The organism is Alcanivorax sp., assembly GCF_040118815.1.
GTDB lineage: Bacteria > Pseudomonadota > Gammaproteobacteria > Pseudomonadales > Alcanivoracaceae > Alcanivorax.
Window position 1 is genome coordinate 826,890 of sequence record NZ_JBEDTC010000015.1, and the last position, 18,082, is coordinate 844,971.

The following is an 18,082-nucleotide window of genomic DNA, read 5'->3' on the forward strand; positions in this document are numbered from 1 at the left end:
GCCTGTTTGTTGTGCCGGGGTCGGTTTCTACACCACGCCCTGTGCCAGCATGGCATCAGCCACTTTGACAAAACCGGCGATATTCGCACCTCGGACATAGTCGGTGGTGCCGTCGATTTTTCCGTACTCGAGGCAGGAGTGGTGGATACGCTGCATAATTGAATGCAATCGCTCGTCCACTTCACCGGACGTCCAGTTTAACCGCAAGCTGTTCTGACTCATTTCCAGCCCGGATACCGTAACACCGCCAGCATTGGCCGCTTTTCCCGGTGCAAACAGGGTGTCGGCGTCGCGGAAGATATCCATGGCTTCAAGGGTGCAAGGCATGTTTGCGCCTTCGGCAACAACCTGGCAATTATTCCTGATCAGGGTGCGGGCATTCTCGCCGTCCAGCTCATTCTGAGTAGCACATGGCAGAGCGATATCGCAGGGAATGTGCCAGGGGCGCTGACCTTCCAGGTACTCCGCATCCAGTTCCTGGGTGGCTTCGCTGAGCCGTGCCCGGCTTTCATTCTTCAGCTCGGTAATATAAAGCAAAGCTTCTTCTGTCATTCCCTGTGGGAAAAACAGCGTGCCACTGGAGTCGGAAAGCGTGAGCACCTTGCCACCCAGATCCAGTACCTTTCTGGCGGCAAACTGGGCGACATTGCCAGAGCCGGAAATCACGGTCGCTTTTCCTTCCAGTCCGCTATGGCGGGTTTTCATCATTTCTTCAACGAAATAAACGCAACCATAACCAGTGGCTTCCGGCCGGATACGTGAGCCGCCGAAGGAGAAACCTTTTCCGGTAAAGGTGCCGGTAAATTCGTTGGTGAGCTTCTTATACATGCCAAACATGTAGCCCACTTCCCGGGCGCCAACGCCGATATCACCCGCAGGAATATCCAGGTTCGGGCCAATGTGGCGATACAGTTCGGCAATGAACGCCTGGCAGAACCGCATGATCTCGGCATCGGACTTCCCTTTTGGGTCAAAATCCGCGCCGCCCTTGCCGGAGCCCATGGGCAGGGATGTTAGCGAGTTTTTAAAGGTCTGTTCGAAGGCGAGGAATTTGAGAATGCCCAGGTTAACGGAAGGATGGAAACGCAGCCCGCCTTTGTAGGGGCCGATGGCGCTATTCATCTGCACACGGTAGCCACGGTTGACATGAACCTGACCATTATCATCCTGCCATGCCACCCTGAATTGAATGACCCGTTCAGGCTCAACAAGCCTTTCCAGCAGCCCCATGGACCGATATTTCGGGTTTTGTTCCAGAAAAGGCCAGAGAGAGCGCAAGACTTCTTCGCTTGCCTGATGGAAAGCGGTTTGTTCCGGGTCTCGCTGTTTTATGTGCTGAAGAAAGTCCTGTAACCCTGGTGGCATAAGGGAGTCCTGAGCTTTGGGAGAATGATGTTGCATTAATTTGGTGCACCATAGTGCACCAAATTGACTCGTTACGGGAGTCCTGTTTCTATTCGGGGGGTCTGGGGTATTGGCTGCCCGTGTCGTGCTTCGCTCCTGCAGGGTGGGTGGGCGGCTGAAAGCGCCATAAAATGGCGAAATACGTGGTATGAACGCCGGGTCACAAATAAGCCTGTAACCCGGCCGCCGGGCTGCCTAAAATTCGCACCCTGCCAACTTTCGGGAGATGTGCAAATGGCGACCTATAAAGCCCCCCTCGAGGACATGCGTTTTGTTCTCAACGATGTGTTCAAAGCGGATCAGCTCTGGGCCTCCATGCCGGCCACCGCAGAGGTGACTCAGGACTTGTCCGATGCCATTCTGGAAGAAGCGGGCAAAATGACCGAAGGCCTGCTCTTCCCGCTGAATCGTAACAGCGATGAGCAGGGCTGCACCTGGAATGACGGGGCGGTGACCACCCCGGACGGTTTCAAGGATGCATTCAAGACGTTCGCCGAAAACGGCTGGAGCGCATTTTCCGGTAACCCGGAATTCGGTGGCCAGGGCATGCCTAAATCCCTGGCGGTGCTGTTCGAAGAAATGATGCATAGCGCCTGTTCTTCGTTTGCCCTGTACCCGGCGCTGACCAGTGGTGCCTGCCTGGCGGTCGACGCCCACGCCTCTGAAGAGCTGAAGGGCCAGTATCTGCCCAAGCTGTACAGTGGTGAGTGGAGCGGCACCATGTGCCTCACCGAGCCGCATTCTGGCACCGACCTGGGCATTCTGCGCACTAAGGCCGTGCCCAACGATGATGGCTCCTTCAACATCACCGGCACCAAAATTTTCATTACCGGCGGCGAGCATGACCTGACCGGTAACCATATCCACCTGGTGCTGGCCAAGCTGCCGGACGCGCCTGCCGGTTCCAAAGGCATTTCCCTGTTCCTGGTGCCCAAGTTCCTGCCCGACGCGGACAACAACCCGGGCGACGCCAATGGCGCCACCTGTGGTTCCATCGAACACAAGATGGGTATCAAGGGGTCCGCCACCTGCGTGATGAACTTCGACGATGCCAAAGGCTGGATTATCGGTGAGCCGAACCAGGGTCTGGCGTGCATGTTCACCATGATGAACTACGAGCGTCTGTCCATTGGTCTGCAAGGCCTGGGCCTGGGTGAAGCCAGCTACCAGAGCGCGGTGGAATACGCCCGCGAACGCCTTCAGGGCCGCAGCGCCACCGGTGCGAAGAACCCGGATGGCCCGGCGGATCCGATCATCGTGCATGGTGATGTCCGCCGCATGCTGATGAACATGCGTGCCATTAACGAAGGGGGCCGCGCCCTGGCCGCCTACGTGGGCATGCAGCTGGATACCTCCAAGTTTAGCGAAGACGCAGACGCCAAGAAAAAAGCGGAAGATCGCGTGGCGCTGTTGACCCCGATTGCCAAGGCTTTCTTCACCGACCGTGGTCTGGATACCACCATTACTGGTCAGCAGGTCTTTGGTGGCCACGGTTATATCCGGGAATGGGGCATGGAGCAGTTCGTTCGTGATTGCCGTATTTCCCAGATCTATGAAGGCACCAACGGCATTCAGGCACTGGATCTGGCCGGCCGTAAAGTAGCCCGTAATGGCGGCAAATCCGTGGACGCTTTCCTGGCCGATGCCCAGGCCTGGGTTGACGCCAACGCTGATAACGCCCAGCTGGCTGTGGTGAAAGACGATCTGCAATCCGCGCTGGCGCTGCTGAAAACCGCCACCGATGCGCTACTGGCACAGGCCGGCGATAACCCGGATGCGATCAGCGCCGGTGCGGTGGAATATCTGGATGTCTTTGGTTATGTGCTCTACGCATGGCTGTGGGCCCAGATGTTGGCGGCCACCGACGGTCGCGATGATGACTTCGTGAAAGCCAAGCGCGTCACCGGTCAGTACTACTTTCAGCGTGTCCTGCCAAAAGCCCAGTCACTGGTTGCCCAGCTGAACAGCGGTGCGGGTACCATGATGAGCCTGGACGCGGCGCAATTCTAAAGGCCGCTGCATGCGGCACGCACTACGCTGCACGCAATAAAAAAAACCGCACCTCTCGGGGTGCGGTTTTTTTATGTCTGTAAATTTTTCAGCGCGGAGGAAAGAGAAACACGATCCGTACGGCCTTGTTTCGTGTTGTCGCTTGCTGCGTCTCTTCTAGGGAAACTGCATATTCAGCGGCGAGCTGCCTTGCAGGCTTTGCGCGCGGTCCGGCTCGTCGATGAACGCATTGCGATTGCCCTGGAGCTGTTCGATAACGTTATTGCGGCGGCGCTCCTCGTCGGTGACCGGGTCTCCCCGATTCCAGCGCTGGTACATGTCCAAGGTGCCAAGCAAGGGCAGCTCATACCGTTCGTGGAGATATAGCATGGCTCTGGCCACATCCCCTTTGGCATTCACCGGGGGCTCAAACACCTGGAAAGACTGCTTGTAGCCGCATTTATCATCCTTGTCTGTGGTGTCGGGCAGATCACCAAACAGCGTTCGGCGGCGGTCCAGCTCCGCGCGGCGGGTGACAGGGAAGAGCGCGTGGCGATCTTTGCGAATATCAGAGAACTGCGTATTGCTTTCACAAAGGCGGCTACTCCGGCAGCCAAAGTGTTGCGCCAGACGGCGTTCATCGTAAATCTGCTCGACCGAAATGCGATCACCCGGCTGGAAGGCTTCCTGGCAATAAAGCGTTGAACCTCCGCCGGAGTACACCTGTTTGAGGAACAGTGAATCCATTCCGTCGGCATAGCTGGCCGCTATCGGCAAAAAACTTGCCAGACAGGCCAGTGTAATTTTATGCATATTGTGAATCCTGTCACATTTCCAATATTGCCATCTTAGCCCCCAAGGCCAGGGTGACAGATATCTACAATGTATACCGAGCAGACAGGCGGTGCCAATGGCGGGCTTAGCGGTTTTCCAACAAAAGCGTCACGCAGCTGCGAATGTGTTCGGTGATTGCTGCTGCGTTTGGAAGTTGTGTGGGGGCCAGTAGAGCGCAGAGCTGAAAATCGGCTTTTATCATGCCAAAAAACTGGCGGGCTGCATGGGGATCTGGCTGAGCGCCGGGGAGCTGTCCGCGGTCATGCAGGCATTGCAGGTATAGCTGTAATTGTTCCAGCAGTAAGTGCGGGCCTGCCTCATAGACGGTTTGTCCCAGATCGGCAAAAGCGGAGCCTTCAGCGATCAGCAGCCGATACAGTTCCAGATTGACCGGATCGGTTAAGGCCTTGAAGAAAGCATGTCCCAGTAACTCCAGGCCTTCCCGTGCGGGCAGATCCTCTACGTCCAGATTGCTTATGTCATGAACCATCTTCTGTGCGTGATGGGTGATGACCGCACTGAACAACCCTCGCTTGTCGCCAAAATACTCATACAGACTGCGCCGCGAACCGCCCGCTTCAGCAATGATCATGTCCAGTGTGGTGCGTTCGTAACCGTGCTGGAGGAATGTGTGGGTGGCGGCATCAAGCAGTGCCTGCCGTCGGCGCTGGCCGCGCTCGCTGAGCTGTTGGGTCATGAGGAAAGTCCTGTTCTATCACTGAATGGTATTGAGCGGGACACTTCTCGGCAATGGCGGGGCGCATCAATGTGTGGAGCAAAGCGGTAACGCGAAGCCATAGAGCAGAAAAAACACCGGTGAAGCAAAAACGGGATTAGGGGCACGAAAATAAGGTTGATATATAAATAAGAATCAATATCATTGCGATTCTCTTTATTGGCTCTTCTCTGTCCAAGGAGGCGGACACCCATCATGACCCTTATGGGCCTGTTATTTTCCCGTAGAAAGAAAGCCTTCGCGGCGGTGGCCGTGCTCAGTGTGGTGAGTGCGGTATTGAGTGTGGCGGTACTGGCCTTTATCAGTCAGCGGTTGCTTGCCGGTGGTGCGAATTTGCCGGTGGTGCTTCTCCAGTTCGCTCTGTTGTTGGTGGCGCTGTTGGCCACCGCCACCGCTGCCCAGGTCACCTTGCATGTGTTGGGACACCGGATGGTGTACGGCTTGCGCCGGGATCTGGTGCGCCGGGTGTTGGCTACAGACATCGAGCAACTGGAAAAGGTTGGCGGGCCGCACCTGCTGGCGGCGCTGAGCACCGATCTGCGTAACCTGACGATTGCCTTTGTGCACTTGCCGGAGCTGGTTTACGGCGCGGCACTCAGCGTGGCGGCCCTGGGTTGGCTGGCCTGGCTGGCACCGGGGCTGTTCGTTGTCACGGTGGCCTGGTTGCTGGGGACTGCGGTCATGGGCATCTGGCTGGTGGGGCGTATCAATTTCCATGTGGGCAAGGTGCGTGAAGGCGATGACCATCTTTATCAGGACTATCAATCCATGATTGATGGTCGCAAGGAGTTGGCACTGAACCGGCCCCGTGCGGCGCGTTTCTTCGATGAAGAATTTGATGGCCATGCCCGGGGTTATCGCGACCATGTGACCCGCGCTGACATTTGCAACGGACTGGCCGGCAACCTGGCCAACGTCTTGATGCTGGCACTGATCGGGGTGCTGTTCTATCTGGCTACCGGGCGGGGTTGGGCGGACGCCAATACCGCCTCCATTTTTGCACTGACCATTTTGTTATTGCGCACGCCTTTGATTGGTGCGGTGGCGGCATTGCCAACCTTACTGGCTGCGCGGGTGTCGTTGCGCAAACTGACCGGGCTTGAATTGGCCGATGAAACGGCGGACCTGCAGGCCGGCGGCGACACGCTGGCCGGCTTCAGCTCACTCAGCCTCCACGGCGTGCGGTACCACTATCCGGATCTGGACGGTGCGCCGGGTTTTGCCGTAGGGCCGCTGGACCTCACCATCCGCCGTGGCGAATTGATTTTTGTGCAAGGTGGCAATGGTAGCGGCAAGAGCACGTTTGCCCGCTTGCTCACTGGGCTGTATCGGCCTCAGCAGGGCGAGCTGCGAGTGGATGGTGAGCTTGTCACCGAAGCAAACCGGGTGGCTTTTCGGCAGCTTTTTTCGTCGGTGTTTACGGATTTCCATCTATTCAGCCGGTTGCTGAAAGGTGATGGTGCGGAAGTGGCGAGTGCAGACGTGGATGCCTGGCTGGCGACGCTGGGTATGCAGCACAAAGTGCGCCAGCAAGATGGCCGCCTCAGCGATATTCGTTTTTCCCAGGGGCAGCGCAAACGCCTGGCTTTGTTGATGGCGGTGATGGAAAGCCGGGACTGCTTGTTGCTGGACGAGTGGGCGGCAGATCAGGACCCGCAATTCCGGCAATTCTTTTATCTCGAGCTGTTGCCACGCCTGCAAGCCACCGGCAAAACCATTATTGCCATTACCCACGATGATCATTATTTCGATCGCGCTGATCGCCTGCTGAAAATGGAAAGCGGTGAGCTGGAAGAAATGGATGATCTGGCCGCTCGCGAGAGCGTCCAGGTGCTGCGCGAAGCGGGCATTTAGGGCGTCGATTAATAGCGCGTTGTGCGCTCCGGCTGTCTGCTCCGGCGCACTTTTCCCTCAGTTTTTTCTCTCAATCCTGTCAACGGCGAGGAAGCCATGAGTATTGATAATCCCGAAACGGAATTCACTGTCGTCATGAATGATCAGGAGCAGTACAGCATCTGGCCGACCTACCGTCCTGTCCCGGCGGGCTGGCAAGCCGTCGGTGTGACCGGCAACAAGAGCGAATGCCTTGAGCATATCAATCAGACCTGGACAGACCAGCGTCCACGCCGCCTGCGGGATGCGCAAGCGTCCTGATTCTTTCTCTTGCGTCTGCATTAACGGCAAGGAGCTGACATGACCGGGTCTGCCATCGAGAACGCACGCCCGGGGTCCGAGTGGACCCCGCTTTCTTCCTCCCAGCAGCGCCTGTGGCTATTTACGCGGCTTTCACCCCAGAGCACGGCGTATAACCTGGGTGGAATGCTGTGGCTGGACGGTGAGCTGAATCCTGAAGCGCTTGAGAAAACCATGAATTACGTGGTGGCACGTCAGGATATTGTGCGTGTGCAATTTGCCGAACGAGAGGGGCAGGGTTGGCAGCGCATCGCGCCGCACGTGGACAGGGCGTTGCAGGTTGAGGATGTCAGCAACACGGCAGACCCGGAAGCAGTAGCCTACCGGTTGGGCCGCGAGCACAATGCGGAACCGTTTGATCTGGAGGCAGACCCGCTATTGCGTTACCGGCTGGTCAAACTGGGTGGGCAGCGGCATGTGCTGTTGATCTCGTTGCATCATATTGTCGGCGACGCCTGGTCGTTGGGTGTGTTTATGCAGGAGTTTCTGTTTGCCTACAGTGCCTTGCGTGACGGGCTGACACCGAACCTGCCGCAGCTGCAAAATACCTATCTGGATCTGGTCAAAACAGAGGCTGAATGGCTCGCCAGTGACGATGCACGTGCGCAGCGAAATTATTGGGCCGATACACTGCAGCATGAGGGTGAGCCCCTGGCGTTACCTCGCCTGTCGCAACCGTCCAGCGCCACCAGCGGCGCCCGTTTTCAGGACTTCTCCCTGTCTGCAAAGCAGACGCTAACGCTAAAAAACTTTGCCATGGCGCAGGGCGTCAGCCGTTTTACTGTATTGCTTTCTGTGCTGCAGTACCTGTTGTTCCGGGTGTCGGGGCAGCCACAGATTCGCGTTGGCGTACCTAGCGCCAACCGTAAAGGCAGCAACCAGTTCCTGGTGGGATTTTTTGTTAACAATCTGGTGGTGCAGGGTCGTGTTTCCCCTGGATTGTCTATCAGCGATTGGATTTCACAGATTCACAGTGCCTTGACCGACGCCAAAAAAAATCGCGATATTCCCTTTGAAAAAATTGTCGATGCCTTGAGCGATTCCCGAAGTTCGGGCAGTCATCCCTTGTTCCAGGTGGCGTTCAATTATCGCCAACAGGGAAAAGGATTAAGTCTGAATCTGGGTGACCTGATGGCTCGGATGGAAGACCTGCCCGTAACGGAAACCCCGTTTGATTTGGTGTTGGATGCCTGGCCGGATGAGCATGGCGGCTTGGGGTTGCGACTGGTTCACGGTGAGGGCGTTCTTGATGATGCCTTTGCGAATCGCTTTGTAGCGTCGTTTGAGCAGGTTCTGAATCAATGGATGCAGTCACCGAGTTTGCCGCTCACGGAAAGTGCCGCGTTAACACAGGGTGACAACGCCTTGTTGCAAGAATGGGGGCAGGGCGAAGGCGATTGGCAGTCGGCCAGTTTCGTCTCCCTTTTTTCTCAGCAGGCCGCGGAGCGGGGCGATGCGATTGCACTCGTCCATGGCGAGACTCGCGTGTCGTTTGCTGAACTCGAGGCACGCTCCAACCAGCTGGCTCGTTATCTGATTGGGAAAGGGGTGCAATCAGATGAAGTGGTTGGCGTGTCTTTTGAGCGTGGCACCGCCATGGTGGAAGCGTTTCTTGCGGTGATGAAAGCCGGTGGTGCTTTTTTGCCACTGGATCCGGGATACCCCGCTGACCGTTTACACTACATGCTGCAAGACAGCGGCGCTCGCTTGCTGCTTACCTCGTCGGGTCTTGTGGATGCTCTGCCGGCGCTGGAAACCGTTCAACCGATTGCTGTCGATTCACTTTCCCTGGACGGTTTTGCTTACGGGATCCTCAACCAAGAACCGCACCCGGATCAGCTTGCCTATGTGATTTACACCTCCGGTTCCACCGGCAAACCCAAAGGCGTCTCACTGACCCATGCCGGCCTCACCATGCATGTACAAACTATCGGCGAGCGCTACGGCATGACCCCGGATGATGTGGAGCTGCAGTTCGCCTCCATCAGTTTCGATGGTGCGGTGGAGCGCTGGACGGTGCCACTGGCCTTTGGTTCGCGTGTGGTGATCCGTGACCAGCAACTGTGGAGCGCAGAGCAATGCTGTGAGGTGCTGAAAAACGAAGGCGTCACCGTGGCCTGTTTTCCCCCCAGCTATATGGGGCCGCTGCTGGACTGGATCGAACAGGACAAACCGGAACTGAAAGTACGTTCCTGGACCCTGGGTGGCGAAGCCTTTACCCGGGAAACGTTCGAGCGCATGCAGTCTGTGCTCAAGCCCAAACGTATTCTTAACGGTTACGGCCCCACCGAAACAGTCGTCACGCCGATGCTGTGGGCGGCCTATGAAGGCGACACCCTCACCAGTGCGTACGCGCCAATCGGTACCGCCGTGGGGCCACGAAAGCTGTATGTGCTGGATCAGGATCTTAACCGTGTTCCGGTTGGCGTTGCGGGTGAGCTTTATATCGGTAACGAAGTGGGGTTGGCCCGTGGCTACCATCAGCGTCCGGGTTTGACTGCTGAGCGTTTTCTCCCCGACCCGTTTGGCGCACCCGGTGAGCGCATGTACCGCACTGGGGATCTGGTGAAGTACCGCGATGACGGCGTGATGGAATACCTGGGCCGGGTGGATCAGCAGGTGAAGATCCGCGGCTTCCGTATAGAGCTGGGGGAAATTGAGAGTCGGCTGCTGGCGAATCCGCAGATTCGCGAGGCAGCGGTTGTGGCGCAGCCATCCCCGAGGGGTGATCGATTGGTCGGCTACATTGTCGCGCGCAGCGCTGTAGGAGCGACGGTTCCGTCGCGAACCGTGCGAAGCGAGGCGCCATTGCTGGACGTTACCGCTGTCCTCGATGACCTTTCCAAATCCCTGCCCGACTACATGGTGCCCAGCCAGCTAATCACGCTGGAAGCCATGCCGTTGACGCCGGCAGGCAAAGTGGATCGCAAGGCGCTGCCAACGCCGCAATGGCAAACCGCCAGTGCAGGCGATGCGCCGCAAACCGACAACGAGCACACGCTGGCATCCATCTGGCAGCAACTGCTGGGCCGGGAATCGGTGAGCCGCGATGATAATTTCTTTGCCCTGGGCGGCGATTCCATTCTTGCCTTGCAGGTGGTCAGCCGTGCCCGCCAGCAAGGGCTGGCGTTAACCCCCAAGGATTTGTTCGAACAGCCGGTGTTGAGTCAACAGGCGGCTGTGGCTCAGCCGGTGACCGTGAATGCCGCCAGCCAGGAGCCACTGGCCGGTTTGCTGCCCCTGTTGCCAATTCAGCAGCGCTTTATTGAGAAAAGAGGGCTGTCTGCCTGTAACCAGTATCTGCGTTTTTCCCTACAGAAACCGTTTGATGTGGCCGTTGTGGAGCAGGCTTTGCAGTTGCTGGTCGACCAGCACGATGCTCTTAGGCTGCAGTTCAATGTGAATGACGCGGCCAGCGCACATTGTGTGGCCACTGCCAGGGCGACAGTGCTGCAGACACTGGAAAGTAACGATAGCGCAGCTATTGAAGCACAGATGCTTGCTGTGCAGCGCAGCCTGAATCCGGCACAAGGCCGGTTGCTGGGGGCGTTGTATGTTACCGGCGGCACGACCCAGCGAGACAATCCGCAGCTGTTACTCACCATCCACCATCTGGCCGTGGACGGCGTGTCCTGGCGAATCTTGCTGGAAGATTTTTTTACCGCCTGCGAACAGATTGAGCAGGGTGGCAAGGCATCGCTACCACGTAAGACCCACAACCTGCGTGACTGGCGCGAAGCGCTGGATCAGCATTTTTTACCACCGGCGGATCTGGCGCTACCTTACTGGCAGGCTGCCTGCGAAGCGATGCCACCGTTGTTCACCGGGTTGCAGTCCGGCCTGCCGGGTCGCTTCGAACGTGAAACGGATGCGGATACCTTGCGCCGTTGGCAGCACAGTGCAGACCGATACGGCTCTCTGAATTTGGAAGAGTTTCTCCTTATCGGACTGTCGCAAGCCCTGGCGGAATATTGCGACCGCCGTGTGGTGCGCATTCATCGAGAAAGCCATGGCCGTGCGGGCAGCGAAACCGCACTGGATCTGAGTCGGACTGTGGGCTGGTTGACCAGCCTGTACCCGCAGCGTCTGGATAGCGCAGATGACCTGACGGCGACGATTAAGCAGCAGAAGGAACAACTGCGAGAGCCTGCTCATGGTGGGCTGGAGTACGGGTTGTTGGTCCAGCAGGGCAAGCTTGCGAGCGGGGAGCATCGCCTGGATGTGTTGTTCAATTATCTTGGGCAGTTCCGTCACGATGACCTGCCGGGAGTGTCGGTCATGGACGCGGGCCTGTGGCAGGAAACGGATGCGCCGGCGGATGCGCCGCTGGTGATTAACGCGGATCAGCAGAACGGAAAATTACGTATTCGCGTGGATGTGGATGGCGTTTCCCTGTCTCACGAGCAGGGCGCTGTGCTGGTGGGGCAGTGGCTGGAGCAGTGTGAGCGGTTGGCGCAACATTGTGCCTCCCAGGCGCCGATACTGACCCCGGCGGATGTGCCGCTAGCATCGTTGAAACAGGCTCAACTGGATTCGCTTGCACAACATCCCGAACAGATTCTGCCGTTGTCGCCCTTGCAGGCGGGGTTGCTTTTTCATTCGCAGCTAAGTGATAACAACAGCACTTATGTGAATCAGCTGGTGTTGCCGCTCACTGGGGTGCAACCAGCGCGGATGCGACAGGCGTGGCAGGCGCTGCTGGAACGTCATGGTGTGTTGCGTAACAGTCTGTTGCCAGCGGCACTGTCTGAAACGCGTCATCAGGTGGTTTGGTCCCTTGAGCAGGTGTCCTTGCCGTGGTCGGAGCAGGACCTGCGAGCTGACGGTGCGCCTGATCTGGAGACGTGGTGTCAGCAGCGCTTGAAGACAGGATTCGATTTACACTCAGCGCCCCTGTGGCGAGTGGACCTGTTGCGTACCAGTGAAAAAACATACCAGTGCGTGCTCACCCTCCATCACATCCTGATGGATGGGTGGAGCACCGGGGTATTGCTCACCGAATTGATGGCGCTGTATCACGGCAAGACACTGCCGGCGGCGCCAAAAAGTTATGCGGATTATCTGGGCTGGTTGCAGCAACAGGACCGCGGTGTTACCCGGGAATTCTGGCAGCAATACCTCTCCCCTGTGCAGGTGCCAACGCGTCTTGTGGAAGCTGTCGGTACGCCGGACAAAGGTGCATTCCGCCGTCACCCGATTGAATTTGATATCGCTACCAGCGATGCCCTACGCCAGGCGGCTCGCGACAAAGGGTTGACCATCAATACCCTGGTGCAAGCCGCCTGGGCACGAGTGTTAGGCCGTTTCACCGGTCAGCAACGGGTGGTGTTTGGCAACACCGTCGCCGGTCGACCGGCGGAACTGGTGGGCAGCGACAGCATGCTGGGCCTGTTCATTAATACCTTGCCCATGACTGTGCCTCTGAACGGTGAGCAACCTGTCGCCGACTGGCTGGATCAGTTGCAGGCTGATAATGCTGCGCTGCGCGAACAGGGCCATGCGCCGTTGTTTGATGTGCAGCAGGACGCTGGCTGGGGCGGCGAAGGCTTGTTCGATACCTTGTTGGTTTTTGAAAACTACCCGCTGGATGAATCCCTGTTGGGCAGCGAACAAAGTGAATTGCAGCTGGGCACGCCCACCAGTCATGAGTTCACCCATTACCCGCTGACTGTAGCAGTGTTGCCCGGTGAACATTTGCAAATGCTGTTCGCCCATGACAGCGGTGCCTTGCCAGTGGCGCTGGTGGAGCGCATGGCCAGTGCGTTTAAACGCACCTTGCTGGCATTGTCTCAACAGGACGACTTGCTGCTGGCCGAGCTGGATGCCCTGGGCGACGATGAGGCGGTATTGCAGCGGTGGGGGCAGGGTGAAGGCCGGTGGCGTGCAGACAGTTTTGTTTCCCTGTTTTCCCGGCAGGCTGCTGAGCAAGTCAATGCGATTGCACTGGTGCACGGTAATGCCTGGGTGTCATTTGCCGAGCTGGAAGCGCGTTCCAATCAACTGGCCCGCTACCTGATCGAGCAGGGTGTGCAATCCGACGATGTGGTCGGTGTGTCTTTCGAGCGTGGTGTCACCATGATCGAAGCCTTCCTTGCCGTGATGAAAGCCGGCGGTGCGTTTTTGCCGCTGGATCCGGGTTATCCTTCTGATCGTTTGCACTACATGCTGGAAGACAGCGGCGCGAAACTGTTGCTGACCTCTTCAGATCTGATGGAAACCTTGTCCCGTGTTGATGCCGTTAAACCGATTGCGGTGAATGAACTGTCGCTTGATGTTTTCTCTGTGCAGTCTCTCGACAGCGAACCGCACCCGGATCAGCTCGCTTATGTGATCTACACCTCCGGTTCCACCGGCAAGCCCAAGGGCGTCTCGTTAACCCATGCCGGTCTCACCATGCATGTGCAAACCATCGGTGAGCGATACGGCATGACCCCGGACGATGTGGAGCTTCAGTTCGCCTCCATCAGTTTCGATGGGGCGGTGGAACGCTGGACGGTGCCACTGGCCTTTGGTTCCCGTGTGGTGATCCGGGATCAGCAATTGTGGAGTGCGGAGCAAACCTGTGAGGCCCTGCAAAAAGAAGGCGTCACCATCGCCTGCATTCCCCCTAGCTACATGGGCCCGTTGCTGGACTGGATCGAACAGGAGCAGCCAGCGTTAACGGTGCGTTCCTGGACCTTGGGCGGCGAAGCCTTTACCCGGGAAACGTTCGAGCGCATGCAAACCGTGCTCAAACCCAAGCGCATCTTAAACGGTTATGGCCCCACGGAAACCGTGGTCACCCCAATGCTGTGGGCGGCATACGAAGGCGATACGTTGACCAGCGCCTATGCTCCCATCGGTACCGCCGTGGGCCCGAGGGCGCTTTATGTGCTGGATCAGGATCTCAATCGGGTGCCGGTCGGTGTGGCAGGCGAGCTGTATATCGGTAACGAAGTGGGGCTGGCTCGTGGCTATCACGGCCGTCCTGATCTAACGGCCGAACGTTTTTTGCCCGACCCATTCGGTAAGTCAGGCGAACGCATGTACCGCACCGGGGATCTGGTGAAGTACCGCGATGACGGCGTGATGGAATACCTGGGCCGGGTGGATCAGCAGGTGAAGATCCGCGGTTTCCGCATCGAACTGGGTGAAATCGAAAGCCAGCTGCTCGCCCATCCCCAGGTGCGTGAAGCCGTGGTGCTGGCGCAGCCGTCGCCGGGTGGCGATCGTTTGGTGGGGTATGTCGTCGTGCGCAACGCTGTAGGAGCGACGGCTCCGTCGCGAACCGAGTGTAGCGAGGCTCCATTGCTAGACGTTACCGCCATCCTCTCTAACCTGGCCACTGTCCTGCCTGACTACATGGTGCCCAGTCAGTTGATGACACTGGAAGCGATGCCGTTAACCCCGGCGGGCAAGGTAAATCGCAAGGCGTTGCCGCAGCCCCAGTGGCAGACTGGCCGCGACGGTGAGGCGCCGCAAACAGACAATGAAAAGATTCTCGCGGTGATCTGGCAATCCTTGTTGGGGCTTGAGGACGTGAGCCGCGATGATCACTTCTTCAATCTGGGCGGCCATTCGTTATTGGCGGTGCAGATGGTTAATCGGCTGCGTCACCAGCATCAGTTGGACCTGCCGCTGAACCGGATTTTCGAACAACCGGTGCTAAAACAGTGCGCGTTGCTGTGTCAGCCGGTGGATGCCATGCCGGCGATTCAATCTGTGCCGCGCCACGGCGACTTACCGTGTTCTGCCGCCCAGCGTCGACTCTGGTTCGTGCAGCAGCTGGAACCGCAGAACGGCGCCTACCATATGCCGTTGGGATTGGAGGTGCGTGGTGAGCTACATCATGGTGCCTTGCAACAGGCAATGCATATTCTGGTTGCCAACCATGAAAGTCTGCGCACCCGTTTTGTGGAGGTGGGGGGCGAGCCGCGTCAGCGGATTCTCGATACTGGCCATGTCGATATTCAGTGGCAGGATTTGTCCCAGCAAAATGATCCGGAGCAGGCCGCCAAAAAAGCACAAAAAGCGCTGCTGACAGCGCCTTTCGATCTTGCCCACGATAACTTGCTACGGGTGTTGGCCATCAAACTGGCCAACCATCGCTATCACCTGTTGCTGGTGCAGCATCACATCATCGGTGATGGCGTTTCCATGCAGTTGCTTCTCACGGAACTGAGCGAACTGTATCAGCGTGCCCACCAGGGCGACGCGATGGGGGCGACACCGGCGGCAATCCAGTACGCAGACTATGCTGCGTGGCAGCAGCAGTGGCTGGACAGCGACGATGCCGTGGAGCAGACCCGCTGGTGGGTGGAGCAGTTGGGTGAGGGCGGCGAGCCGCTGGCACTACCCACGGATTTCCCCCGTGGCGGACGGTCTGGTGAGCCGACGGGGGGCGCTCGCCTGTCCATCCCGTTCACTGATGAACAGCTGGCTGCGCTTAAGCAGCGGGCCAGCGAGCTGGGCTCCACTGTCTCGACGCTGCTGCTCAGTGTCTGGCAGACCCTGATGCATCGCTACAGTGGTCAGTCACAGGTGCGGGTCGGGGTGCCGGTGGCGGGGCGGTTGCTGGCTGAAACGGAAAATCTGCAGGGCTGTTTCATCAATACCTTGGTGATTCCCGCGTCTTACGAGCAGCCGCAGACGTTTGCGCATCAGGTGGCCGCTACCCAGCAGTTTATTGGTGAAGCCCAGGGGCGTCAGGCGCTGCCCTTCGAGATACTGGTGGATGCCCTCGGGGTAGATCGTAATTTGGATCGCCACCCGTTGTTCCAGGTGGTGTTTAACCACCAGAGGTTAAGCCAGACGTTTGCACCGCAGTGGCCGCAAGCCCTGGTGACACCGTTTGATCCCGGAGCCGCCGGCGCCCAGTTCGAGCTGGCGCTGGATATTCTGGAAGACGATGAGCAGTTACAGGGCTATATCGGTTACGCCACCGCCCTGTTCAAGCCAAACACCATTGCGCGGCTGCGTGACCACTTCGTCATCTTGCTGAAGGCACTGCTTGATGAACCGCAACAGCGGTTGGCGGATGTAAATCTGTTGAGCGATGAAGAAGTGGTGGCGCAACAGCATTTCAACGCGACCGAAAAAAACTGGGGGCCGTTTGTTGCGGTGCCCGAGCGTCTTAGTTTGCAGGCCCAGGCCACCCCGGATGCCATTGCCCTGAGTATGGGCGATGAACAACTCAGTTATGGACAGCTTGATCGCAAGGTGAATCAGCTGGCGAATCGCTTGCGCAGTGCCGGCGTCCGTGAAGAGGTGCGCGTGGCCATTGGCTTGCCGCGCTCGCTGGAACTGGTCATCGGTATTCTCGCGATCACTCGGGCCGGCGGTGCGTATGTGCCGCTGGACCCGAGCTACCCGCAGGATCGGCTCGCTTACATCCTGGAAGCGTCGTCTCCGGCCTTGTTGCTGACGCACAGTGAGTTGTTGGCAAGCTGGCCGCAAGCCGTGCCCATGTGGTGCCTGGATGAACTGGATGTGAGCGACCAGGGCGACACGCCGCCGGCGGTGCAGTGGCACCCGGATCAGGCCGCTTATGTGATCTACACCTCCGGTTCTACCGGCAAGCCCAAAGGGGTGTTGAACACCCAGGCGGCTCTGGAAAACCGGCTGCAGTGGATGCAGGACGCTTACCCGTTGGATGACAGTGACTGTGTACTGCAAAAGACCCCGTTCAGTTTTGATGTGTCGGTGTGGGAATTTTTCTGGCCGCTGATGGTGGGCGCTCGCTTGGCGGTGGCTCCGACGCAAGCCCATGGTGACCCGCAATGGTTGCAGCAGGTGATGGTGCAAGAGCGGGTGACCACGTCGCACTTCGTGCCGTCCATGCTTAATGCGTTTGTGTCGGCCACCGGCCTACAGAGTTTGCCGCAACTGAAGCGTTTGATCTGTAGTGGTGAAGCGTTGGACATGGCGTTGCAGAAAGCGGTTTTCGCCGTCCGCGACGATATCGAACTGCATAACCTTTATGGCCCAACCGAAGCCGCCATTGATGTGAGTTTTTGGCAGTGCCTTTCTTTAGAGAGGCACGAAAACGAAGAGCCGGAAGGTGGCCACACGATCCCCATTGGTGCACCGATCAGCAATATCCAGCTCCATGTGTTGGATACGGATCTGAATCCGGTGCCTCGGGGTGTGCCTGGTGAGCTGTACCTGGCGGGCGCGGGCCTGGCCCGTGGTTACTACGGTCGCCCAGACCTGAGTGCAGAACGGTTTGTGCCCAATCCTTTCGGCGAGCCGGGATCGCGCATGTACCGCACAGGGGACCAGGTGGTGCAGCGCGCCGATGGTGTCGTCGATTACTTGGGGCGTCTTGATCATCAGGTGAAGATTCGTGGCCTGCGCATTGAATTGGGCGAAATTGAGCAGCAGCTGAAGCAATTGCCGGAGATAGGTGATGCGGTGGTGGTCGCTCATCACAGCGAGGCTGGCGACCAGTTGGTGGCCTATGTGGTGGCCGCAACGGATAACCGTGATAGCTGGCAGCAGGCGCTGTCTTCGGCGTTGCCGGACTACATGGTGCCCGCCTTGATCATGGTACTGGAACAGATGCCGTTATCCCCTAACGGTAAGCTGGACCGCAAGGCGCTGCCGGCCCCGCAATGGCAAGCGCGGGAATATCGCGTCCCGCAAAGCGACACCGAACAGCAGCTGGCGAGCCTGTGGCAAGAGTTGCTTGGGCTCGATCAGGTTGGGCTGGACGATAACTTCTTTGCTCTGGGTGGGCATTCGCTATTAGCCACACGCGTGGTGGCGGCCCTGCGGGATCGCTGGGGCATGGATGTGCCCCTGCGTGCGCTGTTTGAGGCCGACACCTTGCAGGCGCTGGCGGCTTTAGTGGATGAGCATAATGGCGACGCCAAACAGCAGGAGCAGGAGGATCTGTCCGCTATGGCAGACCTGCTCGATGACCTGGAAGATTTATGATCCGGAGTG

The 18,082-nt window shown here is 58.2% G+C and carries 7 protein-coding genes; 4 read left to right on the plus strand and 3 right to left on the minus strand.

Annotation, left to right across the window (positions count from 1 at the left end; genetic code table 11):
* Positions 1–27 precede the first annotated feature (27 nt).
* Entirely contained in the window at positions 28–1,365 is a 1,338-nt protein-coding gene (gene gdhA, locus ABNH18_RS13085) for an NADP-specific glutamate dehydrogenase (RefSeq protein ID WP_349383236.1), read from the minus strand.
* 273 nt (positions 1,366–1,638) lie between these two features.
* Between gdhA and ABNH18_RS13090 the strand changes: the two genes are divergently transcribed.
* The gene (locus ABNH18_RS13090) at positions 1,639–3,414 is read left to right on the plus strand and encodes an acyl-CoA dehydrogenase C-terminal domain-containing protein (RefSeq protein ID WP_349383237.1); all 1,776 of its coding nucleotides are present in this window, start codon (positions 1,639–1,641) and stop codon (positions 3,412–3,414) included.
* A gap of 156 nt (positions 3,415–3,570) precedes the next feature.
* Here ABNH18_RS13090 and ABNH18_RS13095 read toward each other — a convergent pair whose 3' ends face one another.
* Together ABNH18_RS13095 and ABNH18_RS13100 are read right to left on the minus strand one after the other, a co-directional pair.
* Positions 3,571–4,206: an endonuclease gene (locus ABNH18_RS13095; protein ID WP_349383238.1), complete on the minus strand. Its 636-nt coding sequence runs from the start codon at positions 4,204–4,206 to the stop codon at positions 3,571–3,573.
* Between the two features lie 106 nt (positions 4,207–4,312).
* Complete coding sequence (locus tag ABNH18_RS13100) at positions 4,313–4,924, minus strand: TetR/AcrR family transcriptional regulator (protein ID WP_349383239.1); 612 nt, start codon at positions 4,922–4,924, stop codon at positions 4,313–4,315.
* Positions 4,925–5,158: 234 nt separating this feature from the next.
* Here ABNH18_RS13100 and ABNH18_RS13105 point away from each other — a divergent pair, with 234 nt between their 5' ends.
* The 3 genes from ABNH18_RS13105 (at position 5,159) to ABNH18_RS13115 (ending at position 18,073) form a co-directional block, all read left to right on the plus strand.
* A complete protein-coding gene (locus ABNH18_RS13105) occupies positions 5,159–6,817 on the plus strand; it encodes a multidrug ABC transporter permease/ATP-binding protein (RefSeq protein ID WP_349383240.1) in 1,659 nt (552 codons plus the stop codon).
* 96 nt (positions 6,818–6,913) lie between these two features.
* A complete protein-coding gene (locus ABNH18_RS13110) occupies positions 6,914–7,117 on the plus strand; it encodes an MbtH family protein (protein WP_007151409.1) in 204 nt (67 codons plus the stop codon).
* A gap of 39 nt (positions 7,118–7,156) precedes the next feature.
* Complete coding sequence (locus ABNH18_RS13115; protein ID WP_349383241.1) at positions 7,157–18,073, plus strand: non-ribosomal peptide synthetase; 10,917 nt, start codon at positions 7,157–7,159, stop codon at positions 18,071–18,073.
* Positions 18,074–18,082 lie beyond the last annotated feature (9 nt).

Bases quoted from the DNA above. Each gene is read 5' to 3' on its own strand.
- ABNH18_RS13095 (WP_349383238.1), bottom strand. From the start codon at position 4,206: ATGCATAAAATTACACTGGCCTGTCTGGCAAGTTTTTTGCCGATAGCG.
- ABNH18_RS13110 (WP_007151409.1), top strand. From the start codon at position 6,914: ATGAGTATTGATAATCCCGAAACGGAATTCACTGTCGTCATGAATGAT.
- ABNH18_RS13115 (WP_349383241.1), top strand. From the start codon at position 7,157: ATGACCGGGTCTGCCATCGAGAACGCACGCCCGGGGTCCGAGTGGACC.
- ABNH18_RS13105 (WP_349383240.1), top strand. From the start codon at position 5,159: ATGACCCTTATGGGCCTGTTATTTTCCCGTAGAAAGAAAGCCTTCGCG.
- ABNH18_RS13100 (WP_349383239.1), bottom strand. From the start codon at position 4,924: ATGACCCAACAGCTCAGCGAGCGCGGCCAGCGCCGACGGCAGGCACTG.
- gdhA (WP_349383236.1), bottom strand. From the start codon at position 1,365: ATGCCACCAGGGTTACAGGACTTTCTTCAGCACATAAAACAGCGAGAC.
- ABNH18_RS13090 (WP_349383237.1), top strand. From the start codon at position 1,639: ATGGCGACCTATAAAGCCCCCCTCGAGGACATGCGTTTTGTTCTCAAC.